26 protein-coding genes and 1 pseudogene are annotated in these 22,711 nt (G+C 70.2%); 19 read left to right on the forward strand and 8 right to left on the reverse strand.

Going from position 1 to position 22,711, the window contains the following annotated elements; genetic code table 11:
• A partial coding sequence (locus tag QR77_RS49605; protein ID WP_040026593.1) for a discoidin domain-containing protein occupies nucleotides 1-561 on the forward strand: 561 nt, incomplete at its 5' end.
• Nucleotides 562-898: 337 nt separating this feature from the next.
• On the forward strand, nucleotides 899-1,804 hold the full coding sequence (locus QR77_RS38550; RefSeq protein WP_040026594.1) for an aldo/keto reductase: 906 nt from the start codon (nucleotides 899-901) through the stop codon (nucleotides 1,802-1,804).
• Nucleotides 1,805-1,824: 20 nt separating this feature from the next.
• Here QR77_RS38550 and QR77_RS38555 read toward each other — a convergent pair whose 3' ends face one another.
• Nucleotides 1,825-2,733 carry a LysR family transcriptional regulator gene (locus tag QR77_RS38555; protein ID WP_040026596.1) on the reverse strand — a complete coding sequence of 303 codons (909 nt, stop codon included), beginning with the start codon at nucleotides 2,731-2,733 and terminating at the stop codon, nucleotides 1,825-1,827.
• A gap of 276 nt (nucleotides 2,734-3,009) precedes the next feature.
• Between QR77_RS38555 and QR77_RS38560 the strand changes: the two genes are divergently transcribed.
• From QR77_RS38560 to QR77_RS49900, 5 genes are all read left to right on the forward strand, one after another.
• Nucleotides 3,010-3,546 carry a histidine kinase gene (locus tag QR77_RS38560; RefSeq protein ID WP_040026597.1) on the forward strand — a complete coding sequence of 179 codons (537 nt, stop codon included), beginning with the start codon at nucleotides 3,010-3,012 and terminating at the stop codon, nucleotides 3,544-3,546.
• A 76-nt stretch (nucleotides 3,547-3,622) separates the two neighbouring features.
• Entirely contained in the window at nucleotides 3,623-4,474 is an 852-nt protein-coding gene (locus QR77_RS38565; protein ID WP_040026598.1) for a DUF4097 family beta strand repeat-containing protein, read from the forward strand.
• A gap of 86 nt (nucleotides 4,475-4,560) precedes the next feature.
• On the forward strand, nucleotides 4,561-5,553 hold the full coding sequence (locus tag QR77_RS38570; RefSeq protein ID WP_040026599.1) for a daunorubicin resistance protein DrrA family ABC transporter ATP-binding protein: 993 nt from the start codon (nucleotides 4,561-4,563) through the stop codon (nucleotides 5,551-5,553).
• A complete protein-coding gene (locus QR77_RS38575; RefSeq protein ID WP_040026600.1) occupies nucleotides 5,550-6,341 on the forward strand; it encodes an ABC transporter permease in 792 nt (263 codons plus the stop codon). Before QR77_RS38570 ends, QR77_RS38575 begins: the two co-directional genes overlap by 4 nt.
• A gap of 204 nt (nucleotides 6,342-6,545) precedes the next feature.
• Nucleotides 6,546-6,659 (forward strand): LPFR motif small protein, encoded by a 114-nt coding sequence (locus QR77_RS49900; protein ID WP_269084350.1) that lies wholly within the window; start codon nucleotides 6,546-6,548, stop codon nucleotides 6,657-6,659.
• A 26-nt stretch (nucleotides 6,660-6,685) separates the two neighbouring features.
• Here the strand turns inward: QR77_RS49900 and QR77_RS38580 are convergent, their stop codons facing one another.
• Together QR77_RS38580 and QR77_RS38585 are read right to left on the reverse strand one after the other, a co-directional pair.
• The gene (locus tag QR77_RS38580) at nucleotides 6,686-7,003 is read right to left on the reverse strand and encodes a hypothetical protein (RefSeq protein ID WP_052489395.1); all 318 of its coding nucleotides are present in this window, start codon (nucleotides 7,001-7,003) and stop codon (nucleotides 6,686-6,688) included.
• Between the two features lie 210 nt (nucleotides 7,004-7,213).
• Nucleotides 7,214-7,750: an EamA family transporter gene (locus QR77_RS38585; RefSeq protein ID WP_052489396.1), complete on the reverse strand. Its 537-nt coding sequence runs from the start codon at nucleotides 7,748-7,750 to the stop codon at nucleotides 7,214-7,216.
• A gap of 105 nt (nucleotides 7,751-7,855) precedes the next feature.
• On the opposite strand from QR77_RS38585, the gene QR77_RS38590 reads away from it, so the two are divergent.
• From QR77_RS38590 to QR77_RS38610, 5 genes are all read left to right on the forward strand, one after another.
• The gene (locus QR77_RS38590; protein WP_040026601.1) at nucleotides 7,856-9,439 is read left to right on the forward strand and encodes an FMN-binding glutamate synthase family protein; all 1,584 of its coding nucleotides are present in this window, start codon (nucleotides 7,856-7,858) and stop codon (nucleotides 9,437-9,439) included.
• A gap of 216 nt (nucleotides 9,440-9,655) precedes the next feature.
• Nucleotides 9,656-10,678, forward strand: coding sequence for an acyl-CoA dehydrogenase (locus QR77_RS38595; RefSeq protein WP_107069037.1), 1,023 nt, complete (start codon nucleotides 9,656-9,658; stop codon nucleotides 10,676-10,678).
• Complete coding sequence (locus tag QR77_RS38600) at nucleotides 10,675-11,439, forward strand: PIG-L family deacetylase (protein WP_040026602.1); 765 nt, start codon at nucleotides 10,675-10,677, stop codon at nucleotides 11,437-11,439. Before QR77_RS38595 ends, QR77_RS38600 begins: the two co-directional genes overlap by 4 nt.
• On the forward strand, nucleotides 11,436-12,062 hold the full coding sequence (locus QR77_RS38605; RefSeq protein WP_040026603.1) for a class I SAM-dependent methyltransferase: 627 nt from the start codon (nucleotides 11,436-11,438) through the stop codon (nucleotides 12,060-12,062). Before QR77_RS38600 ends, QR77_RS38605 begins: the two co-directional genes overlap by 4 nt.
• Nucleotides 12,059-12,751 (forward strand): glycosyltransferase, encoded by a 693-nt coding sequence (locus QR77_RS38610; protein WP_040026604.1) that lies wholly within the window; start codon nucleotides 12,059-12,061, stop codon nucleotides 12,749-12,751. Before QR77_RS38605 ends, QR77_RS38610 begins: the two co-directional genes overlap by 4 nt.
• 21 nt (nucleotides 12,752-12,772) lie before the next feature.
• Here QR77_RS38610 and QR77_RS38615 read toward each other — a convergent pair whose 3' ends face one another.
• Nucleotides 12,773-14,053 (reverse strand): peptide ligase PGM1-related protein, encoded by a 1,281-nt coding sequence (locus QR77_RS38615; RefSeq protein ID WP_040026606.1) that lies wholly within the window; start codon nucleotides 14,051-14,053, stop codon nucleotides 12,773-12,775.
• Nucleotides 14,054-14,409: 356 nt separating this feature from the next.
• On the opposite strand from QR77_RS38615, the gene QR77_RS38620 reads away from it, so the two are divergent.
• The 5 genes and pseudogenes from QR77_RS38620 to QR77_RS38630 all read left to right on the forward strand — a co-directional run bounded on the left by QR77_RS38620 (nucleotide 14,410) and on the right by QR77_RS38630 (nucleotide 17,362).
• Complete coding sequence (locus QR77_RS38620; protein ID WP_040026608.1) at nucleotides 14,410-15,093, forward strand: HemK2/MTQ2 family protein methyltransferase; 684 nt, start codon at nucleotides 14,410-14,412, stop codon at nucleotides 15,091-15,093.
• A gap of 13 nt (nucleotides 15,094-15,106) precedes the next feature.
• Entirely contained in the window at nucleotides 15,107-15,367 is a 261-nt protein-coding gene (locus QR77_RS44515; protein WP_107069038.1) for a CDGSH iron-sulfur domain-containing protein, read from the forward strand.
• Complete coding sequence (locus QR77_RS38625; protein ID WP_052489397.1) at nucleotides 15,361-16,395, forward strand: iron-containing redox enzyme family protein; 1,035 nt, start codon at nucleotides 15,361-15,363, stop codon at nucleotides 16,393-16,395. Before QR77_RS44515 ends, QR77_RS38625 begins: the two co-directional genes overlap by 7 nt.
• Before the next feature lie 137 nt (nucleotides 16,396-16,532).
• Nucleotides 16,533-16,607: pseudogene (locus QR77_RS50110) on the forward strand (cysteine hydrolase); the annotation flags it as partial.
• Between the two features lie 209 nt (nucleotides 16,608-16,816).
• Nucleotides 16,817-17,362, forward strand: coding sequence for a cupin domain-containing protein (locus tag QR77_RS38630; protein WP_040029406.1), 546 nt, complete (start codon nucleotides 16,817-16,819; stop codon nucleotides 17,360-17,362).
• A 45-nt stretch (nucleotides 17,363-17,407) separates the two neighbouring features.
• Here the strand turns inward: QR77_RS38630 and QR77_RS38635 are convergent, their stop codons facing one another.
• A complete protein-coding gene (locus tag QR77_RS38635; protein ID WP_040026610.1) occupies nucleotides 17,408-18,085 on the reverse strand; it encodes a TetR/AcrR family transcriptional regulator in 678 nt (225 codons plus the stop codon).
• 154 nt (nucleotides 18,086-18,239) lie between these two features.
• Between QR77_RS38635 and QR77_RS38640 the strand changes: the two genes are divergently transcribed.
• Complete coding sequence (locus QR77_RS38640) at nucleotides 18,240-19,067, forward strand: alpha/beta hydrolase (RefSeq protein ID WP_040026612.1); 828 nt, start codon at nucleotides 18,240-18,242, stop codon at nucleotides 19,065-19,067.
• A 33-nt stretch (nucleotides 19,068-19,100) separates the two neighbouring features.
• Here QR77_RS38640 and QR77_RS38645 read toward each other — a convergent pair whose 3' ends face one another.
• From QR77_RS38645 to QR77_RS38655, 3 genes are all read right to left on the reverse strand, one after another.
• Entirely contained in the window at nucleotides 19,101-19,598 is a 498-nt protein-coding gene (locus tag QR77_RS38645) for an SRPBCC family protein (protein WP_040026615.1), read from the reverse strand.
• Nucleotides 19,599-19,753: 155 nt separating this feature from the next.
• Nucleotides 19,754-20,377, reverse strand: coding sequence for a DsbA family protein (locus QR77_RS38650; RefSeq protein WP_040026616.1), 624 nt, complete (start codon nucleotides 20,375-20,377; stop codon nucleotides 19,754-19,756).
• 133 nt (nucleotides 20,378-20,510) lie between these two features.
• Entirely contained in the window at nucleotides 20,511-21,236 is a 726-nt protein-coding gene (locus QR77_RS38655) for a hypothetical protein (RefSeq protein WP_236710998.1), read from the reverse strand.
• A 131-nt stretch (nucleotides 21,237-21,367) separates the two neighbouring features.
• Here QR77_RS38655 and QR77_RS38660 point away from each other — a divergent pair, with 131 nt between their 5' ends.
• Nucleotides 21,368-22,576 carry a HupE/UreJ family protein gene (locus tag QR77_RS38660; protein WP_040026617.1) on the forward strand — a complete coding sequence of 403 codons (1,209 nt, stop codon included), beginning with the start codon at nucleotides 21,368-21,370 and terminating at the stop codon, nucleotides 22,574-22,576.
• Nucleotides 22,577-22,711 lie beyond the last annotated feature (135 nt).

Genomic DNA, 22,711 nt, shown 5'->3' on the forward strand with positions numbered 1-22,711 from the left:
GCGGGCGGCCGGCTCCCGCAGGGGCTCAGCGCCGAGGTCCGCGACGCCGCGACCGTCGTGCTGCGCGGCCCGTCCTGCCGCGTGGAGGTCGCCGCCCCCGGCGGCGGCCGTACCGTCCGCGTCACACTGCGCGCGGGACGCGCCCACACGGTCACACTGCCCGGGGCCGCGCCCTACCCGCTGGACGACCTCGCGCTCGGCCGCGTCACCTTCCCGACCTCGCCGCTGCCTCCGGGCATGTCCGACCCCGCCGCAGCGGTTGACGGCAGTGCGCACACCGCCTGGACGCCGGGCCCGGGCGGGCGCATGGTCGTCGATCTGGGCTCCGCTGTCCCGCTCGGTACGGTCACGGCCCGCTGGACCGGCGGCCGCACGCCGGCCGCGCGCGTCGAAACCAGTACGGACGGGCTGACGTACCGGCAGGCCGGGACGCTCGCCGGCCGCAGCACGTCGTCACTGCGCCTCCAGGGCACGGCGCGCTACGTCGCCCTCGCCGTCCAGAACGGCGCCCCGCACGGCGGTGCCCGTCTCGTGTCCCTGGCGCTGACCGGGGGACGCTGAGCCGCGCGGTCCGTCCGCCCCGGTCCCATGGGATCGGGGCGGACGGGGTTCGGCGTACGATCCGGCCGGGCGGTGCGCGAAGCGCTCCACCCGTGGCGGGACCTGGTAGAGTGTGCGTTGTTGTTCAAGCCTTCTTTCTGCGGATGCTGTTTCCGCCGAGGAGGCTTTTTTCATGCCCGGGGCGACTTTCCCTCGGAGCGTTCGGAGCGTGGGGATCCGCTCTCGCGATGCCGACCCCGCGCAGCGCGACTTGATATGCGGCGCCCCCTCATGAGCCTTTCCTGAAATGGAGATTCATGCCATACGCCCACGGCCCCGTAAAGGTGCGCGGCTGATCATGACCTCACAGACGAACACCGCGGCGGCCGCGGGCACATGGAAGCTCGGTGACCTGACCGTCAACCGCATCGGGTTCGGCGCGATGCGCCTGACGGGCGGTAGGCCCTTCGACCCCGGCGAGCCGAGCGACCGCGAGCGGTCGATCAGTGTGCTCCGGCGCGCGGTCGAGCTCGGTGTCAACCACATCGACACCGCCGCGTTCTACTTCTCGTCGAAGCGCTCAGCCAACGAGCTGATCAACCGCGCGCTCGCGCCGTACCCGGACGATCTGATCATCACCACCAAGGTCTGGCCCGGCCGGGACCCGTCGGGGGCGTGGTGGTGGGCCACACCCGAGCAGTTGCGCGGCCAGGTCGAGGAGAACCTCCGCCAACTGGGCCGTGATCACCTGGACATCGTGAATCTGCGCATACCGCCGAGCCGCCAAAACGGTTCGATCGCCGAGCACTTCGGGGCGTTGGCCACGCTGCGTGATGCCGGGCTCATACGTCATCTCGGTATATCCAACGCCACCCCTGAACACCTGGCCGAGGCGCGGGCCATCGCGTCGGTCGTATGCGTGCAGAACTCCTACGGTGTCGGCGCGCCGGGCAACGAGCAGGAATTCCTGCGGGCCTGCGGTGAACTCGGCGTCGCCTACGTACCGTTCTTCGCGATCGCCGGTGCCGGGCGCGAGGCAGGCGCGAGGGCCGCCGAGGATGAAGCGGTGCTGGACGTCGCACGCGCGCGCGGTGTGTCGGCCGCGCAGGTGCGGCTGGCCTGGACGTTGCGGCAGGGGCCACATGTGCTGGCCATCCCGGGCACCGGCGATCCGGCCCATCTCGTGGAGAACATGGCGGCCGGGGCGATGCGGCTCTCGGACGACGAAATGGCCCGTCTGTCCCCTCAACAGGACCTCGCGTAGGCAGCCGCCGAGCGCGACGCCTACGGACCTGTGAGCGTGAGCGGTGAGGGGTGCCGCTCCCTGAGCAGGTCCAGAAATGCCTCGGTCGTCGCGCTGGGCCGCCGATTCGCCGCGGTGGCAACGGTGAGTTGCCACCGCAGGTCGTAATCGGCCACCTCCAAGACCTCCAGGTCCGTAAGGTCGTTGACAAGGAACGGGCTGAGAAAACCGACCCCGAGCCCCGCGCGGATGAACTTGACGGCGGTCCCGATGTCCGCGACCTCAAGGGTCACTTCTCTGTCCACGCCCACAGAGGCGAAGGCCCGATCGACCAGGATGCGGTTGCCGAAGCCCTGCGGGGTGTCGACGAACGGGAACTCGCCGAGTTGGGTCAGCGACACCCGTCCTGCCCCGGCCAGGGGATGCGTGCTGGGTACGTAGAGGGAGAGCGAGGCGACGGCCAGCAGCCGGGTGTCCAGGCCGGCGGGCGAGGGGCCCGGCAACGAGAGGAAAGCGACGTCGAGTTGACCGTCGCGCAACTGCTGCGCCAGGCCGGCCGAGCCCGCCGCCGCTGCCCTCAGCCGGACTGTGACAGCGGGATGCCTGGTGTGCAGAACGGTCAGCAGTTCGGGGAGATCGACGACTTCGACCGAGGTCAGTGTGCCCACGGTCACGTCGCCCTGGAGAGTGCCCCGCATCCGGTGAACGGCGTCTCTGGCCGCGCTCGCGGCACTCAGTGTTTCCCGTGCCCGTGGCAGGAAGGCCCGGCCGGCCGGCGTCAGTGTGATGGTGTGGGGGCTCCGGATGAACAGGGCCGATCCGAGCTCCCGCTCCAGCGCCTTGACGGTTGCCGACACTCCCGACTGGACGACATGCAGGGTCTTCGCCGCGCGGGTGAAGCTGCCGGTGTCAGCGACCGCGAGGAAGTATTCAAGGTGGCGTAGCTCCATGGGTTCCACTATCACATGTGCTGCTGGCGTTCGGGATTACGAATCGCCAGGCATGATTTGCGGCGCATGTGGCATCACATGGCGCCAGATGATGCCAGGTGATGCCATGTGGTGCCACGTGATGCCATGCGGCGCCGCGTGGTGCCGCCCTGAGCCCTCATGTGTGCCGTATGGAACCTGACGTTTATGCAGGTCAGTCGCGTGAATGCGGGCATCCTCCCGCAGGCCCGCCGTCGGAGACTTGCGCGTGGCACCACATGGTGCCACTATGGCGTCATGGACCTCACGCCCTACGTCGACACCCTCCGCCGTGAACTCGCGGTGGCCGCCGAAGCCGGAGGGGACGAAGCTCGCGAGCTGGCCGAGCGGCTCACCGCTCCTCTGGAGTCGGCGACCCGCCTCACCATGCTCAACGTCCTCTCCGCCGCGATGAACGAGATCACCCGCGACCTCGCCCCCGGCTCCGTCGACGTACGGCTTCGCGGGCTCGAGCCCGACTTCGTGGTGACCCTGCCGCCGAGTGGCGGCAGCTACGAGGAACGGGGCGGGCAGGCCGAGCCGGCCAAGGCGCCGCACCCGACAACGGCCCCTGTCGCCGGCGACCCGGAGGACAGCGGTACCGCCCGCGTCAACCTGCGCCTGCCCGCCCCCCTCAAGGCCCGCGCCGAAGAGGCGGCGAGCCGCGAGGGGTTGTCGGTCAACGCGTGGCTCGTACGTGCCGTGTCGGCCGCCGTCGACCCCGGCGGCACGGAGCCGCGTACGGCGGAGAAGACCCGTACCGGCGGACAGAGCTTCACCGGTTGGGTGCGCTGAGCGCTCCCACGCCGTTCCGACCACATCACGTCCCACCAGCGGGGACGATCACGCGACCTCATGAGACGGGACAGTCATGCCTTCTTTCGACACATCCGAACCGATCTCGGTGACTGCTCAGGTGTTCGCCGGTTCCATTCACTTCGCCGCCTCCGACCGGAACGACACGGTCGTCGACGTCCGGCCCCACGATCCGAAGAAGGACCTGGACGTGCGGGCGGCCGAGCAGACCGAGGTCACCTACGCCGGGGGCAGGCTGCACATCAAGATGTCCAGACAGCGCAGCCTCTTCGGGCGCACCGGCGTCGTCGACGTGGTGGTCGACCTCCCCACGGGCTCCGACGTGGAGGCGACCGGCTCATGGGTCGAGGTGCGCGGCAACGGGCGCCTCGGTGAGGTCCGCGTGAAGACCTCGTCGGGCGACATCCGGCTCGGCGAGACCGGGCCGCTGCGTCTTGACGCGTCCCACGGATCCATCGTCGTGGACAGCGTCGAAGGTTCCGCCGAGATCACCACCAGCTCGGGCAGCATGCGGGTCGGTACCCTCGACGGCGCCGCGATCCTGAAGAACTCCTACGGCACCACAACCGTCCGCCACTCCACCGGCGATCTGCGGATCAGTGGTGCCTACGGCGACATCATCGTGGAGCGCGCCGAGGGATCCGTCGCCGCGACCACGGCGTACGGCGCCTTGCGCCTGGACGAGGTCATCCGGGGCTCGGTCCAGTTGGAGACCTCGTACGGGTCCATCGACGTCGGCGTTCGCGCGGGCACCGCCGCCTGGCTCGACGTCAGTTCCAGTTCCGGGCGCGTGCACAACTCGCTGACCGGGTCCGACAGCCCGGACGGCTCCGAGGACACGATCGAGGTCCGGGCCCGTACCAGCCACGGCAACATCGACATCCACCGCGCCGCCCCCATGAGCTGAGCAGCCTCCGGCCCCGCACCCGCCCGACCACCGATCGGCACCGATCCACACCCTCGAAAGGGGAGAGCGCCATGCCTTCATCTGTCATGCCCACGCCCAGACGCTCGGGCGATCAGCCGCCGCCGTACGCCGTTTCGACCCTCGGCCTGCGTAAGTCCTACGGGGACAAGACCGTCCTCGACGGCATCGACCTGCGCATCCCGGCCGGCACCGTCTTCGCGCTGCTCGGACCGAACGGCGCAGGCAAGACCACCACCGTGCAGATCCTGTCCACCCTGATCGCGGCCGACGGCGGTCAGGCCCTGGTCGCGGGTCACGACGTCGCCACCTCGCCCGACGGAGTGCGCGCCGCGATCGGAGTCACCGGACAGTTCGCGGCGCTCGACAACCTGCTCACGGCCGAGGAGAACCTGCTCCTCATGGCCGATCTGCTGCGGCTCGGCAAACGTGAAGGCCGCGCACGGGCACGGGAGTTGCTGAGCCGTTTCGGGATCGCTGACGTGGCCGGCAAACGCGCCGCCACCTTCTCCGGCGGCATGCGGCGCCGGCTCGACATCGCCATGACGCTGGTCGCCGACCCCGAGGTGATCTTCCTCGACGAGCCGACGACCGGCCTCGACCCACGCAGCCGCCGCACCATGTGGGAGACCGTGCGCTCGCTGGTCGCCGAAGGTGTCACCGTCTTCCTCACCACGCAGTATCTGGAGGAGGCCGACCAGCTCGCGGACCGCGTCGCCGTCCTCGACGGCGGCCGCATCGTGGCCGAGGGAAGCGCCGACGAGCTGAAGGCGCGCATCCCCGGCAGCTATGTGCGACTGCGGTTCACCGACGCCGACGCATATGAGCGTGCGATCGGAGTCTTCCCCGGAGCGGCCCGCGACGAGGAGGCCCTGGCCCTGCGCATCGCGGGCGACGGCGGCATCGAATCCCTGCGTACCCTCCTCGACCGGCTCGACGCGACCGGTGTACGCGCCGCCGACCTGTCCGTGCACACCCCCGACCTCGACGACGTGTTCCTCGCCCTGACCGGCGACGGTCCCACTGGCAGCCCGCTCCACCTGAAGGAGACCCTGAGATGAGCACCCTCGGCTACGCCGTGCAGGACTCGACGACCATGCTGCGGCGCAACCTGAAGCACGCGATCCGCTACCCGTCGCTGTCCCTGAGCGCTGCGCTGCTCCCCGTGATGATGCTCCTGCTGTTCGTGTACGCCTTCGGGGACTCGATCGGCACCGGCAGCGGTGGGGCGATCGCCGGCCGGGGCGCGTATCTGGAGTACCTGACCCCCGGCATTGTGATCATGGCAGTGGGCTCGGGGTCCATGTCCACTTCGATCGCGATCTGTTCCGACATGACCGAGGGCATCATCAACCGCTTCCGCACCATGAACATCACACGCTCGTCGTTCATGACGGGGCATGTGCTGGGCAGTGTCATACAGACGATGTTCAGCGTGGTCGTCGTTCTCGCGGTCGCCCTGGCTGTCGGCTTCCGGCCGGAAGCGAACGCGCTGGAGTGGGTGGCCGCGGCGGCTCTGCTGATGGCCATCGCCTTCTCGCTGACCTGGCTGTCGGTCGCTCTCGGTCTGATCTCGAAGACCGTCGAGGCCGCGAGCAACAAACCGCTGATCATCCAGTTCCTGCCGTTCATCGGCTCCGCGTTCGTGCCGGCCGACTCGATGTCTCCCGGGCTGCGCTGGTTCGCCGAGAACCAGCCCTTCACCCCGATGATCGAAACACTGCGCGGGCTGCTCACCGGATCCCCGATCGGCGCCGACGCCTGGCTCGCGCTCGCCTGGTGTGCGGGGATCGCGCTGGTCGGCCACCTGTGGTCGCGTTCCCTCTTCAACCGCGACGCGAATCGCTGACCGGCGGGGCCGCGTCGTCGTGGATTCGGCCGGTCTGCCGCCGTAGGGAGCGGAGCGAGTGCGTGCCGACACCAAAAGCCGGGTGTGTCCACTAGCCTCTTTGGGCGTATACCTGAATAAACAGGGCATACGCCTGTTCCGCAGGGTGACGGCATGATCGGTGACGGCATGATCAAAACTCTGCTCACCCCATGAGGAGGAAGCATGTTGAGTGCTGTGGCAGACGTATTGCGTGCGATCGCCGGCACGATCGCATCCGTTGTGACGCTTCCTTTCCGAGCACTGGCGCGGCTCTTGGGTGGGGCGTCGCGGACCTGACCGGCCAAGGCGTGGGCTCCGTACGTTCAGGGCTGGTCCTCGCCGCGCGGGGTACCGCGACGGTGGGCCGGGCCGGTGCCCGAGTCGTCGTCGCGGGATCGCCGCGTCCGGCCGGCGGGCTTCTCGTCGGCGGGTGTGCTCGTCGCGCCGCCCTCGGCCTCCATGGACTCCGCCGCCCTCATGTCCTCGTCCTCGACGGGGCTGGTCGCGCCCGCGGTTCTGGCGCCCCCCTTGGCCGATTCGCCCTTGCCGGCCGCTCCGCCCGATTTCTTGCGGCCTTCGTACGGGGGCACGGTCCTTCCCTCGGTGTCGGCGTCGTCGGGCCGGTTCGGATCGGGCGTCATGTTCTTCTCCTGCCATGGGTGGGCTGGGCGCGTGGATCAGCCGCCGGACCGGTAGCCGGACGCGTCCGGGTGGGGGGTGTGCGGTGTGACGGCGGTGCCGGACGGGTCCGACCGCTCATGACCGCAGCGTAGAGCCGTCGGACACACGGGGCACCTGGACTGTTCCGCCCCCACCGGCTCGGCGTGACGCGGCCGAACGGCCCATGTCGATCAGCCGAGTGCCGGCAGTCCGATGGCGGCGCCTGCCGCCGCGAGGCCGATCGCCCGGAGCTTGCTCACGATGCCGCATCCCGCGACAAGGCCGTCGCCGGAGGCGCCGAAGCTTCCGGAAGCCTGCTTCCCGTCCCGGCTCACCAGCCACAACGCCGGTATCGTGACGGCGAGTCCGACCCAGGACAGCGCCGAAGGGCGGTCGGACAGCAGCGTCACGCCGATGAGTACGGGCAGTGCCACCCCCGTCACCGCACTGAGCGGCACCACGACGCTCATCGCGCCCCGGCCCATTCCCCGGTACAGGAAGATCATCGCAAGGCCGGTGCCCACCCCGGAGACCGCGCCCCAGGCCAGATCAGCCCCCTCTGGGACTCCTCGGGACAGCAGGACGGCGGCGACCAGGGCGAGGAGGAGCCCTCCGGCCTGCCCGATCACAGCCACATACGTGTAGTGCGCACGGCGGGACAACAAGCCGCCGGTTACGTCGGCCACGCCGTAACACACCGCCGAGGCCTGCGCCGCGAGGACACCCATCAGGCCTCACCACCGTCCCGGCCGACCGCAAGGACGCGTCGGAGGAGGGGATCTCTTGACCCGCACCGTGGTGTGAAACACCGACGCCCGGCAACCCGCGTAAGCGTGATACGCATCGGATTGATCGTTCTGGCGGTGGCAGCGGCTCTCGCGGCGGTGGGCGCGGCCGTCCGGGTCTCGCCGTGGTGGTGTTTCGCCGCCGTACCGCTTGTCCTCGTGGGCCTGCTCGGGGTCTTCGACCTGGTGCAGCGCAGGCATTCCGTCCTGCGCAACTACCCCGTCCTCGGGCACGCCCGCTACCTGCTGGAGCGCATACGTCCCGAGTTGCAGCAGTACTTCGTGGAGCGGAACTTCGACGGCCGCCCGTTCGACCGCGATGTCCGCAGCATCGTGTATGAGCGGGCCAAGGGCACCGATGCCGAGGAGCCGTACGGGACCGAACGTGACGTCTACCGGCCGGGCTTCGAGTTCCTCGTACCGTCGATGGCGCCCTGTCCCGTACCCACAACGCCGCCGCGCGTACGCATCGGCGGCCCCGACTGCGCCCGTCCGTACGACATGGCACTTCTGAACGTGTCCGCCATGAGCTTCGGTTCCCTCTCCTCGAACGCCGTCCTGGCCCTCAACCGGGGTGCCGCCGCGGGAGGTTTCGCCCAGGACACGGGCGAGGGCGGCCTGTCGGAGTACCACCTGCGGCCGGGCGGCGACCTGGTCTGGGAGATCGGCACGGGCTACTTCGGATGCCGCACCGGGGACGGGGAGTTCGACCCCGCGGAGTTCGCGGACAAGGCGGCGCGGGACCAGGTGAAGTGTGTTTCCCTCAAGCTCTCGCAGGGAGCCAAGCCCGGTATCGGCGGTGTGCTTCCCGGTGCCAAGGTCAACGCGGAGATCGCCCGGGTACGGGATGTGCCGCAGGGCCGTACCGTGGTGTCACCCCCGTACCACCAGGTGTTCTCCACCCCGCGCCAACTGGTGCGTTTCGTGGCCAGGATGCGGGAGCTGTCCGGCGGCAAGCCCGCCGGGTTCAAACTCTGCCCCGGCTCGCGGAGCCAGTTCCTCGCCGTGTGCAAGGCCATGATCGAGGAGGGCACAGGCCCGGACTTCATCGTCGTCGACGGCGCGGAGGGCGGCACCGGGGCCGCGCCCCTCGAGTTCGCCGACCACGTGGGCACACCGCTCACCGAGGGACTGCTCATGGTGCACAACGCACTCGTCGGCACCGGCCTGCGCGACCGGATCAGGATCGGCGCGAGTGGCAAGATCGCCACGGGTGCCGATCTGGTCAAACGGCTGGTGCAGGGCGCCGATTACGGCAACGCGGCGCGCGCCATGATGTTCGCGGTGGGCTGCGTCCAGGCGCAGCGCTGCCACACCAACACCTGCCCGACGGGTGTCACCACCCAGGACCCCCGGCGCGCCCGCGCCCTGGACGTCGGCGACAAGTCGGAGCGCGTCCGGCGCCTCCAGGAGGCGACGGTGGCGAGCAGCCTGCAGATCATGGCATCCATGGGAGTGACCGATCCGTCCGAGCTGCGCCCGCACATGCTGCGCCGGCGGATCGACGCGCACAGCGTGCGCTCCTTCGACGAGATGTACGAGTGGCTCGCGCCCGGCCAGTTGCTGGCCGAACCGCCGTCGACGTGGGCCGCCGACTGGCTGGCCGCCGACCCCGACCACTTCGCCGTATGAGCCGCCCGTAGCCGGAATCCGCCGGCCGGCCGAGGCTGCCGGACCGTACACACGCAGTACCCGGCGGCCGTACCCGGCGCCTCCGCCGAAGCGCGCCGCGCGGCAGGCCAGCCGCATAATCGAAACACTTTGCTCATATCTGATCGCTCAGCGTAATCAAATTGTCATGTCATCACGTCATCACCCTGTCAATGTCATGGCGCCAAGGAGACCCCGATGCCTCAGCTTTCTTCCCCCGATCGTGCCGCGTCAGCCGAGGTGGGAACCAGTCCCGGTTTCTCCGCCGAGGAATCCCGACGCCGGACGGCCGAGGGGTTCGCCACCCGTGTGTCCGCCCTGGCTGACGATTTCCCCCTGCCGGGGGGCGGCCGGACAGGCGAGCGGTTCGCGGCTCTGACGTCGGCCGGGGAGCAGGACGTGTGCGTGGCCCGTCTGCTGGAGGGGCATGTGGACGCTGCGGCGATTCTGGCGGAGCTCGGCGGCCCGCCGCCCCGCGCGGGGGAGCGATGGGCGGTGTGGGCGGCGGAACCACCCGGTGAGGGGCTGACCGCCGAGAGGTCCGGCGCCGGGTGGGTGCTGAACGGACTCAAGCAGTACTGCTCCGGCGCCCACATCTGTACGCACGCCCTGGCGACGGCGGAGGCACCCGACGGGCGCCGGCTCTTCCGCGTCGGCCTCGGCGCGGGCACCCGGCCCGTGCCCGGTACCTGGCAGGCCCTCGGCATGGCCGGCAGTGACACCCCGGACGTCCGCTTCGACGACGTCCCCGCCGAACCGCTCGGGGACGTCGAGTCGTACGTACACCGGCCCGGCTTCCAGCACGGCGGCATCGGCGTGGCGGCCTGCTGGTACGGAGGGGCGCGAGCGGTCGCCCGTACCCTGCTGGAGTCCGCCGTCGGGCGCGGCGAACCGTTCACACGCGCTCACCTCGGCGCCGTCGACATGCGCCTCCACGCCGCCGGGGCGGTTCTCGACCAGGCGGCTCGCGACATCGACGACGACCCTCTCGACGCCGCCGGCACGGCCCGGCAGCGGGGTCTGCGGGTACGTGCCTTCGTCGAGTCGGTGTGCGCGGACGTCCTCACCCATGTCGGCCGGGCCACCGGAGCCGGCCCGCTGTGTCACGACGAACGCCACGCGCGCGCCGCCGCCGACCTCGCCGTCTACATCCGGCAGCACCACGCGGAACGCGACCTCGCCGAACTCGGCGGGCTCGTCGCGGGGAAGGGATCGCTGTGACCGCGCACGCCGAGGGACAGCGGGAGTACGCCGACCCCATCCAGGCGCCCGGCACCGACGAGATCCACTGGCGGACCTGGACGGGCTGGGAGAGGCTGCCCGACTTCCGGCTGCCCACCTCGGGCCGGGTGGTGGTCGTCGCCGCCCACCCCGACGACGAAGTCCTCGGAGCGGGAGGCGCCATCGCGCGGCTGCGCGAGACGGGCGTCGAGGTGACGGTGGTGTCCGTCACGGACGGGGAGCGGTCCCATGCCGCCAGCGGTGCCGTAACCCCGGCCGACCTGGCCGGCATCCGGCGCCTGGAGCTGCGGGACGCGCTGTCCCACCTCGGAGGGGCGGACATCGTCCCCTTGCACGTGCCCGACACCGAAGTGGCACAGCACGAGGACCGCGTGACCGACACCCTTCGCCGCGTACTGAGCGGTGCGCGGCTGTGCCTCGCTCCCTGGACCGGTGATCTGCACAGCGACCACGAGGCGGCCGGGCGGGCGGCGCTGGCCGCCTCCCGCGACCTCGGGGTGCGGTGCGCGGCGTACCCGGTGTGGATGTGGCACTGGGCGGCCCCCGGGGACACGCGCGTGCCCTGGTCGACAGCCGAGCGTGTCCGCCTGCCCGCTCCCGTACTGGAGCGCAAGCGCCGGGCCGTCGGTTGTTTCGTGAGCCAGACCGAGCCGCTGGGCCCGCTCGCCGAGGACGCGGCGATCCTCCCACCGGACGAACTCGCCCACCATCTGCGGCCCTTCGAGGTGGTCTTCACATGAACCGGCCCGCTACGCCCGCCTCCTACTTCGAGGACATGTACCGAGGTGCCGACGATCCCTGGCACCTCGCGGAGCGGTGGTACGAGCGTCGGAAATACGATCTGACCGTCGCCGCGCTGCCACTTCCGCGCTACCGGCGGGCGTTCGAGCCCGCCTGCTCCGTCGGTGAACTCACCCGACGGCTGGCCGGTCGCTGCGACGCGGTGCTGGCCTGCGATCGTGTCGCCTCCGTCGTGGAGAGCACCGCACGGACGACCGCCGGGCTGCCGGGGGTGACGGTCCGGCAGTTGACGATCCCCGAGGAGTGGCCGGAAGGCACCTTCGACCTGATCGTGCTGTCCGAAGTCCTCTACTACCTCGACGACACCGACGTCGACCGTGTCCTCGACCGCTCGGTGGCGACGCTCGAACCCGGCGGCACGCTGGCCACCGTGCACTGGAACCACCCCGTACGGGAACACCTGAGCACCGGCAGCGGGATCGCCGGACGCCTGGCCGGCCTCCCCGGTCTCGCCCTGCTCGCCGACCACCGCGAGGACGACTTCGTGCTCCAGATCCACACGCGCGTCGACGCGGACGGCCGGGCCGCCGCGAGCCCCGCCCGGCGGGAGGGTCTCGTATGACCATCGATGCCATCGCCGTTGTCGTCCCTGCACACAACGAGGAAGAGCTGTTGCCGGCCGCCCTGCGGGCCCTGAAGCGGGCGGCCGTGGGCCCGGGCCTCGGTGAGGTGCGTATCGCGACGGTGGTGGTGGCCGACGCGTGCAGTGACCGTACCGCCGAAATCGCCATGGGCGCCGGGGCGTTGGTGGTTCCCACGCTCTGCCGCAATCCGGGCGCCGCACGCGCGGCCGGTGTCGCGTACGCGCTCGACCTGCTGGGCGGCGGGCGTACGTGGATCGCCTCCACCGACGCGGACAGCGTCGTACCACCGCACTGGCTCAGCTTCCAGTACGCGCGGGCACGTCAGGGGTGGGACGCCGTCGTCGGCACCGTGCGACTGCCGCCTTCTCTCCTTGCCTCCCGTCATTCGCTCCGCTACCACGCGGGCCGCCCGGCCTCGATCACCCCCTGGAACCACCCGCATGTGCACGGCGCGAATCTCGGTTTCAGCGCCGGCGCCTACCGGGACGCCGGCGGGTTCCGGTCCCTCGCTGTGGGCGAGGACCGCGCCCTGGTACGGGCGCTCCAGCGCCGGGGCCACCGCATCCTGCGGACCGACGAGTGCCCCGTTCTGACATCCGACCGGCTCCAGGCCCGCGCCGAGGGCGGATTCGCCCGCGACCTCGTGGCGCTCTCGGCGGGCGATTGACGGGGTCTGGATTGACGGGGTCTAGTAGGTCCCGCCCAGGCGCAGTGTGGTGACGAGGCTGTCCTCCAACTCCTCTGTACGGCGCGGATCGGAGCCGATGACCGCGTACCGCCACTCGGATCCGGCGGCGGGACGGTCCGCGTACAGGACAACGCCCTCGCCGCGGCCGGGTGTGTAGCTGAGGCCGGCGGCATCGAGCAGCTTCAGGGCCCCCGGGAAGGTATGGCTGACGGAGCTGTCGCGCTTGGCGATCAGCCAGGCGGGCTGCGGTCCGTCCCCGTGTCCGCCCCCGCTCAAGCGGGTCACCATGGCGTGCGGCGTTGTCGTCGCCGTACGCCGTACGTTGCTCTCGGTCGCGTACAGGGTTCCGTCCTCGGCCACCAGCGCGTCGATGCTGTACGGGCCCTGGTAGCCGTGGCCGCCCAGATGGCGTCCCAAGGCGAGCCCCCAGCGCTCCAGGTCCCGGTGGGTCGAGTCCGGGACGTCGCACAGGGGGGAGCGGTAGCCGATGAACGCGCCGTCGCGCGTCCGCATCTCACCCGTGAACAGGATTCGCGGCCCTGTCGGTTCGGCCAGGCACATCACACTGACTTCCTTCGTGTGACGGACGAACCGCTCCACGACCCAGGAGCTTCTCTGCGGTTCCACACTGACCGGGTCGTCGTGGGAGAGGAACCGCAGGCCATGGCCGCCGGCTGACCGGTCCGCCTTGACCACCACTCGCTCGTGGCACGCGAGCAGTTCCGAGACGGCTCGTGGAAGGTCGCTACCTTCGCAGGCACGCCCCTCGGGAATCCGGATGCCCAGTTCCTCCGCGGCACGGCGAAATCCGCTCTTCGTGTTGAGGCGGGTGACCGAGTGCACGACGCCGGGGCTGATGAGGTCGCGGGCGAAGGGGGATACGGGAACGCCCAGCGCGGCGGCGAGCGCGACCGACGGGGCGTCGAGGATGGTGGGCAGCAGACGCGTCCCGGGGTGCCGCTGGGCGAGGCTCCTCAGCAGGTCGGTCAGCCCGTGGTGTCCGACGGCTTCGCCCGTTCCCATGTCGGGGAGGTCCGGTGCGACGACGATGTCGACCGCCCCGTGCTCCATCCCCAGCAGGCCGCTCGCGTAGCGTACGAACGCGTCCGAGAGCGGTACGGGAGTGATCAGTACGTCGCCGGGCCGGCTCAGCCACATCTTTCGCGGCGCCTGCGCCGACCACCGGCGCACCACGTCCCTCTCGCCCAGGTCCACCGTCACGGCGGAGGCGAAATTGGCGAGAAAGATGAGCGGAGAGTCATCACCGTGCTCGGACACCATGGTGCAGGCCTTCCCCCGTCCGGCCCTGCGTACCGGATTCCCTGCCCGGCCCACCCGTAGGGACGCGGATGGGGCCGGAGCCCTGGAATCGACCTCCAGGGCGCTGATTCGCACGGTCGTGGAATCGATGGGATTCTGTCGGGGACGACCAGGATGGGCCGGATGGGCTGGATGTTTTGTTATGGCGGCCGGGCCGCGGCCGGTGCCTGGCGGCGTGACCACCGAGGAAACCAACCGAGGCAACCACGAGGAAAAGGGAGACTCGACATGGCGGTCACGTCCGTGCACCATGCCGCGTCTCCCCGGACCGTTCCGGATCGGACCGTGCGGCTGTCAAGCCCGCCGGGAGCCGCGTCGTGACCACCGCGCCTGCGGCGCCCGCGATATTGGGCAGACTTCTTACGCTGCCCGGTGTCTACGTGCCGCAGTCCGACAGCTTCCTCCTCGCGGAGGCCATGCGACGCGAGGGGATACGCGTCGGCATGGATGTGCTGGACGTGTGCACCGGAAGCGGGGCGCTGGGGCTGTACGCCGCCCGGCTGGGCGCGCGGGTCACCGCTGTCGACATCGGCCGTCGGGCGGTTCTGATCACCAGGCTGAACGCCCTGCTCGCACGGCGGCGTCTCATCGTGCGACGCGGCGATCTGATGGCGTCGCTGCCCGCGAACTCGTTCGACGTGGTGGTCACCAATCCGCCCTACGTCCCGGGGCCCGGCGCGCATCCACCGTGCCGGGGCGCCGCACGGGCCTGGGACGCCGGTGCCAACGGCCGGGCTCTCGTGGACCGTATATGCGATTCCGCTCCCGCGGTTCTGCGTCCGCAGGGGGTGCTGTTGATGGTCCACTCCGCCCTGTGCGGAACGGACGCCACGCTGCGACGGCTGTCCCTGGCGGGCATGCGCGCCACGATCAGCGACCGTACGCACATCCCTTTCGGGCCGGTACTGCGCGAGCGCTTGTCCTGGTTGCGGGAACGTGGCTTGGTGGAGTCCCGCGAGGAGATGGAAGAACTGGTGATCATCCGTGCCGAGAAGATCTGACGATTTCCGCCGTGTGACCGCGTCCCGCGAGGGGCCCCTGCTGATCGAGGGGCCGGTGGAAGTGACTCTGGACGACGGCAGTGTGGTGTCATCGGAGCGGTTCACCGTAGCGATATGCGCGTGCGGTCGCAGTCGTAATTATCCCTGGTGCGACACCAGCCACCGCCGTCGCGCCAAGGCAGCCACCCATGACGACCAGGAATCAGGAGCAGAAGCGGAAACGGAAGCAGAAGCGGAAACGGAACGAGCCGACGGAAAGGGAGCAGCATGGTGAGCGTGCCCACCGACGTCAGGCAGGCCGACCCCGTGCTGCCCCAGCCGCGCGGCGCCCTGTCGTCCGCCGTGATCAGCTCGCTGCGCGGCACCGTCACCGCGCTGCCGCCGTACGAAGACGTGATGTCCGCCGAGCCGTACGGCGGCGACCTCCACCTCGCCCTCTACGCGCTGTACGAGCTCCACTACCGCGGTTTCGGGGGAGTGGCCGGCGACCGGGAGTGGGATCCGGACCTGCTACGGCTGCGCGGCAGGCTGGAACAGCGCTTCCTGACGACTCTGCGTGCGGACGTTCCGGGGAACCCCGGCATCGACGAGGCCCTGGCCGGGCTGCTCGCGGAGCCGGTGGGCGACGACGGGAACAGTGTGAGCCACTACCTCCACGACGAGGGAGAACTGTGGCAGGTGCGGGAGTACGCGGCGCTGCGCTCCCTCTACCACCTGAAGGAGGCCGACCCCCACGCCTGGGTGATTCCCCGGCTGCGCGGGCGCGCCAAAGCGGCGATGGTGGCCATCGAATTCGACGAGTTCGGGGCCGGCCGGGCGGAGAACATCCACGCGCGGCTTTTCGCGAACCTGATGGCCGACCTGGGCCTGGACCCGTCGTACGGCAGCTACCTCGACGTCGCCCCCGACGAGGTGCTGGCCACGGTCAACCTGATGTCGCTGCTCGGCCTGCACCGGAGCCTGCGCGGGGCCCTGGTGGGGCACTTCGCCTCGGTCGAGGTGACGTCCTCACCCGGCTCGCGGCGGTTGGCGGGGGCCATGCGCCGGGTGGCCGCCGGGCCGGCGGCCGAGCTGTTCTACGACGAGCATGTGGAAGCCGACGCGGTCCACGAACAGGTGGTCCGCCGGGATGTCATCGGTGGCCTGCTCGCCGACGAACCGGGACTCGAAGACGATGTCGTTTTCGGGATCGAGGCGACCGGCTTCCTCGAAGAGCGTCTGAGCGGGCATCTTCTCGCGAACTGGCGTGGCGGCCGTACGGCGCTCCGTGGGCCGCTCGACGACGGAGCGCCCGGCGCCTGACCGAGTCCGTCGGGCGCGGATCCCGGCCGCCGGGCGCCCGGCCGGGGAAGCGCCACCATGGAGTGCGTGAGCGAGAGCGCGGTCGTCGTCATCCACATGATCAACACCTGTGAGCACACCGACGCCGACCTGCTCCTCCCCTCCGTACGCCGGACGACGCTTCGCTGTTCGTGGTGAAGGCCAGGCACTCGATCTTCTACGAGACGCCCCTGACGCCCAGTACTGAAGGCCGCTCCGACCGATGAAGGAGGCCGCTCCGACCGATGAACTCGCCGGGCGATACGCCCGAGGACCCACCAGGAGGCGACCGCCCCCGAGAATGGTTACGATAAATGCCCGTAACGAAATCATCCGCGGGCACCACCCCCTTTCCGGGTCCGGGAACGGCCGGCGGGTGCGGGCGCAGGAGGAGGGATGCGACGTGGCCGATGAGAACCGCACCAAGGTCGCGGTGGTGAAACCCGGAGAGGGCGACACCGTACGGCTCCCCGGCTTCGGGGCCGTGTTCAAGCTGCGAAGCCGCGACAACGGCGGCGAGGTGGCGATCCTGGAGCACCCCTTCGCCGTCGGCACGATCACCGCTGCCCACCGGCACACCCGCGAGGACGAACACTCGCTCGTACTGGAGGGTGAGATCGGGTTCCGGTCCGACGACAGCGAGGTGGTCCTCGGCCCCGGCGGCTACATCACCAAGCCGCGCGGAGAGATGCACGCGATGTGGAACGCGGGCGACCGCCCCGGCCGCATCGTGGAGGTCATCACCCCGGGCGGGTTCGAGAGCTACTTCCGGGAGCTGGGCGAGCTGCTGACCGCGCACTCGGGCGTTACGACGGACGGTGGCGGCGGTCTCCTCCACGACCTGCCCGAGTTCGGCGAACTCGCCGTCAAGTACGGACTCACGTACGGGAACCCTGACTGGATGGACGACATCGTGCGCCGCTACGGCCTGAAGCCGCCCACACACTGACACCGGCACGGCGCGCGGACCTCGGACCGCAGGGGGTCGCGCGCCTCAGCTTTTACGTTTGGCCGCGCCGGCGGTGCGCCGTGCCCCGCCGGGCGCTTTTCGCGTCAGCGCCGGCCACAGGACCGAGACGACCGCCTCGGGGATGTCGGCCCTGTTCTCACCGCGGTAGAAGGCGGCGAAGTAGCTGCCGAAGCACAGGGTGGCGACCGTGTGCCTGTCGACTTCCTTGTGCACGGCACCGCTCTCCTGGAGCTGTGACAGCACGTTCTCCATCAGTGTGACGCGTGGCTCGACCGCGTGCTTGCGGAGTATGTCGAGCAGGCCCGGGGTGCGGTCCGCCTCACCGGAGAAGTTACCCATCAGCACCATGGCGTCCGGGTTGAAGTACGCGGGGTCCAGCCGGCGTACCGCCTCGACCACGGATTCCCGCGGCTCCATCGTGCTCAGGTCCAGGGTGTACATGTCGCGCTGCTTGCGGAAGCCGTAGTCCAGCGCGTCGACGACCAGCTCGAACTTCGTGCTCCACCGTCGGTAGAGCGCAGGGCGGCTGACCTTCGCGTCGGCCACGACGTCACCGATGGTCATACGCGAATAGCCGTCCCGGACAAGGCGGTCGCGGGTGGCCCGGATGATTGCCTCGTCGATGGCCGTGTCCCGTGGCCGCCCACCGGAGCGCGCGACGGCGCCCGGACGCTCGTTCGCCGCTTCGTGTGCTGGGACCATGACCCTGCCTCATAGACGGTTCCGACCGTCGCATCATATCCAATCCGTTACGGCGAATCACTGTTCCGCAACCCGCGGAGCGGGCGGCACGGCGGGTCCTCAACTGCCGTGCGCCGTCCTACGATGCCGGAGTGGCAGCGCAGGCGGACTCGGCATGAGCGGCGAAGGACACGCGGTCCCGGTGGAACGGGACCTGGCGTACGCGACCTTCGACGGAACTCAACTCGCCCTCGACATCTACCGCGCTCCCCAGCGGAACGCGCCGGTCGTCCTCTACGTACACGGCGGCGGCTGGACCAGGAGCGACAAGCGCACCGACGGGAAGGGGCGACTGGCCCCACTCGCCGCCCACGGTGTGACGGTGGTTTCCGTCGACTACGGCCTGGCACCGCGAGCGGTCTTCCCGCAGCAGGTGCACGACCTGAAGGGGGCCGTGCGCTGGGTACGTGCCCAGGGGCCCCGGCTCGGGCTCGACACCGCGCGGCTGGGCATCTGGGGCGCCTCCGCGGGGGCCTACCTCGGGTCGCTGCTGGCGCTGTCCGAGGGGGACGGCGCGCTGGAGGGTACGGTCGGCGGCAACCTCGGGCACTCCAGCGCTGTGCAGGCCGTGGTGCACTGGTTCGGTCAGTCGGATCTGGCGGCGTCGGCGGCGCGCACCCCGACTGAGGCGAAGCTCCTGCCCTTCCGGTTCGAGGCGGACCTGCTCGCCACCGATGACCCGCTGGAACTGGCCGAACGGGCGCGGGGGCTCAGCCTGATGTCGCGTGCCTCGCCGGGGGCTCCGCCGTTCCTCATCGCCCACGGGGACGGCGACAAGATCGTCTCTCCGTCGCAGGGTCTCGCCCTCCATCAGGCCCTCGGCCGGGCCGGCGCCCGGAGCCGCTTCGAACTTCTGTCCGGAGCCGGGCACGAGGACCCGGAGTTCGACAGCCCCGCCATGCTCGCGACCACTGCCGCGTGGCTACGAACGGTCCTGCGCTGACCGCCTACAGGCAATCCAGCCCCTGGCCGACCACTACGCGAAGTTCCTGCCCGCCACCGCGTAACTCCTGTCGGTGACCTGGCCCGTCTCCATGACCTGCTTGAGCCTCCGGAGGTTCGCGAGCACCTCCTCGGCGGGAAACTTTCCCATGGACGCCAGAACCGCCCTGCTCGCCCTCCCCAGGGGAGCGGACATCACCTCGCGGACCTCGGTCTCGTCCGGATTCCCGCCGGGCGCGAAACGGAACTCCCAGGTGGCCCGGATTCCGGGGAAAGGCGCCGTCTCGTAGCGCATCAGTGTGTTCTCGTGCCGCTCGGTCACTTTGACGGTCCAGCGGATGCGCACACCGCCGGGGCCTTGTACCACCCACCGGTACACGCCGGATCGGACAAGGTCGACCGCGATGACGTCCCCCGAGTACCGCGGCATGTTCCGAAGGTCCGCACAGAAGGCGAAAACCTCGGACGGCGGGCGTTCGATCCTGGTGTCCGCCGCTATGGCGTTGTGTTCTTTCCGCCTTGACGTGAACATGGAGCATTCTCCTCGTGGCGGGGGGTAACGAACGCGCGTGCCTCGACCGCGTCCGCCGCTCCCGCGACGGTGATGCCTTCTTGCGTCCGACCGTACGCCCGCGTCACCCCTGACGCACCGGACGGACGACACCGCGCTCGCCGCGCATGCCGCGCTCACTGAGCGACTTCGGTGGCCCAGTCCTCGAACCACTCTCGGGGGCGCAGGCCGGAGACCCGCTGCTCACCGCTGATCCACGTCGGTGTGCTGACCACGCCGTACGCGTCGGCGAGGGGGAGGGCCCGGTCCAGCGCCTCGTTCGCCGCGTTCGATTCCAGGGCCGCGCGCAGCCCCTCGCCGTCGGCTCCGGCCTCTTCGGCCAGCGTGGCGAGGAGGTGATGGGACTCGATGTCCAGGCCGTCGGCGAAGTACGCCGCGAACACCGCCGGGGCGAACCGCTCACCCGCCATGGGGTCCGCCTCGCGCAGCCACGCGAAGGCCGACAGAGCGGGCCGTGAGTAGGGGATTCGCTCGCCCCAGTGCAGCGGGAGACCCGCGGCCTCCGCTTCGTGGGCGAGGAAATCGTACGCGGGCCCTGAGCGCGGCCCGGCGGGCGCGCCACCCGGTCCGATGTCGGGATGGATCTGTAGCGGGTGCTCCACCACACTCATGCCCTGCTCGCGCAGGACCCGGTTGCGGTCCTGGGCCACGTAGCAGTACGGGCAGATGAAGTCGAACCAGTGGTCGATGGTTACGGCGCGGGTCGTCGTCCCTGTCGCGTCCTGAGGTGCGAGGGTCATGCGGTCCTCCGCTTCGCGCGGGTTTCATTACGTTCATGGTGTGTAACGCAATGGGGGGCGCGGTGATTCCGGGGACGGAGGCGCTCGGGGCCCGGACCCCCGGTGGCGGAGCCGGACAGGCTCTGCCCGGTGGTCAGATGGTGTCGAGCCAGAGCACGATCCCGGTCCGGTCGTGGAGCACGGCAGCGACGCCTGCCCTGATGGCGGCCGCGCAGCGGTCGGCGGTGAACGAGGCGGGGTCGTACGTCGACGACGCGCCGAGCCCTTCGCCGCGGAACGACGCGCCGGACCAGTCGACCGCGGTGACGTTCTGCGTCGGCTCGGCAAGCTCGGCGCCCACGACCAGGAAGTCCTGCGACAGGTGGTTCGGTGTGACCGTGGCGAGGGGGTCGACCAGGTCGTTGCCCGCGTTGACGATGAGGTCCGGGCTCAGCTCGAGGGCCCTGGCGACGCTGGGAACGAGATCGGACGGGCCGTCGGCCACCACCGTCCTGAGGTCGACGTGTTCGTCGTCGGCCCACTCCTTGACGGCCTTCACCAACGCCTTGGTCGGGCGGTCGTCTCCCGCGGTCAGCAGCACCACGCGGTAACCCTCCGACGGGCGGACCCCGTTCCAGGAGCCCGGCCGTGGCGTTGTGGTGGCTTCCGGGGCGGGCGGGGACGATGGGTCGATGAACCCCGCGCCGAGAGCACCGACGGGCGTGGGCTCGGGGTGGGGCCCCGACCAGTCGTCGCCCGAGCCGCATCCGGTGACCAGCGCGGCGGCGGCCAGCACGGCAACGGGCGGTGCGGCAAAGGCCCGTAGCGAGGAGCGCAAGGCGATCGTCCTTTCGAACGGTGGCGGCTGGTACGCGTCCATCCTGCTATCCCGACTCGCGTCGTCCGCGCCCGCGGGCGTCGCTCCGGTGTTTGTTTTTCAGTGATTCGCCGACCGGCCGGTTCGTGTTCATCCATGACCTGCAACGTGCACTCCCAACCTCAAGGAGTGACATGTCAAGACGGCTCCGCCGTACCATTGTCGCGATCACCGCGGTGGTGATCGCTTTTCTGTGCTCCGGGCAGCCGGCGGCCGCGCACGGGTTCTCGTCGGTCGTGTACGTCCACGTCACCGCCGGCGACGACGGGCACCTCCGGACCGTGCTGGAGCTGGAGTACGACCTCTTCGTCGTATCCACTGCCGACTCCGAGCACGACGATGCCTTTTTCCGTACGGGAAACGCCGCGTTCGACGCAGGTGACACCGCGGGACAGGCGGCGGCGCTCAACGCGCACGCGAAGTCGGCCGTCGCGTATGTCACCGAGCGCTTCTCGGTCAGCGGAGGCGGCAAGGCCTGCGTACCGACCCGGGCCGGCGACTTCACGATGGGCCGGCGGGAGGGTGTGCCGTACGCCGAACTGCCGCTCGACTGGGCCTGTTCCGGGGAAGGCGGCGATCACGAGGTGCGCGGCGGGCTGTTCCCCGACGCCGAGACCTATGTGACCGGGACCAAGACGATCGTCACCTACGACGTCGACGGGCGCACCGGCAGCGCGGCGCTCGACGCCGCTCACCCGGCCTTCTCGATCAGTCAGGCGTGGTACGCGCGGTTCTGGGAGTTCTTCCGGCTGGGCGCCGAGCACCTGTTGACCGGGATCGACCACATCCTGTTCCTGCTGGCGCTCATCGCCGGGTCACGGAGGCTGCGCGAGATCGTGCTCGCCGCCACCAGCTTCACCCTGGCGCACTCGGTGACCTTCATGCTCGCAGCCCTCGGTCTGGTCGATGTGCCGACGGCGGTCGTGGAGCCCGTCATCGCGCTGTCGATCGCCGTGGTCGCGGGCTGGTACCTGTGGCGGATCTGGCGGCGCGGCGGCCGGGCCGCCGACCTGGAGGCCCTGGGGGACGGGCACTTCAGCCTGGACCGCGCGGGCTGGACCCGCCTCGGGGTCGTGTTCTGCTTCGGGCTCGTGCACGGCCTGGGCTTCGCGGGCGCGCTGGGAATCGACCAGGCGTGGTCCTGGACCCTGTTGTGGTCCCTGCTGGTGTTCAACGTCGGCATCGAGGGGGTGCAACTGGCCCTCATCGCTCTCGTCTTCCCCCTGCTGACCCTGCTGCGGCACCGCGCGCCGAGGACCGGCCTCTGGGCGACCGGCGCGATTTCGGCGGGCGTGGCGGCCGTGGGCCTGGTGTGGTTCGTACAACGGGTCATGGAGTCCTGAGGCCGGCTCAGATCCCGGGTCGGACCCGGCCCTCGGACTGGTGCGGGTCATGGGGAAGTTTAGCTATTACCAAGATTGTATTTGGGGTTGGTTAACCCGGCGATGAGAGCTTGACGGTCCGCATTCCAGTACGTC

Origin of the sequence: Streptomyces sp. 150FB (genome assembly GCF_000818195.1) — a bacterium.
Lineage (GTDB): Bacteria > Actinomycetota > Actinomycetes > Streptomycetales > Streptomycetaceae > Streptomyces.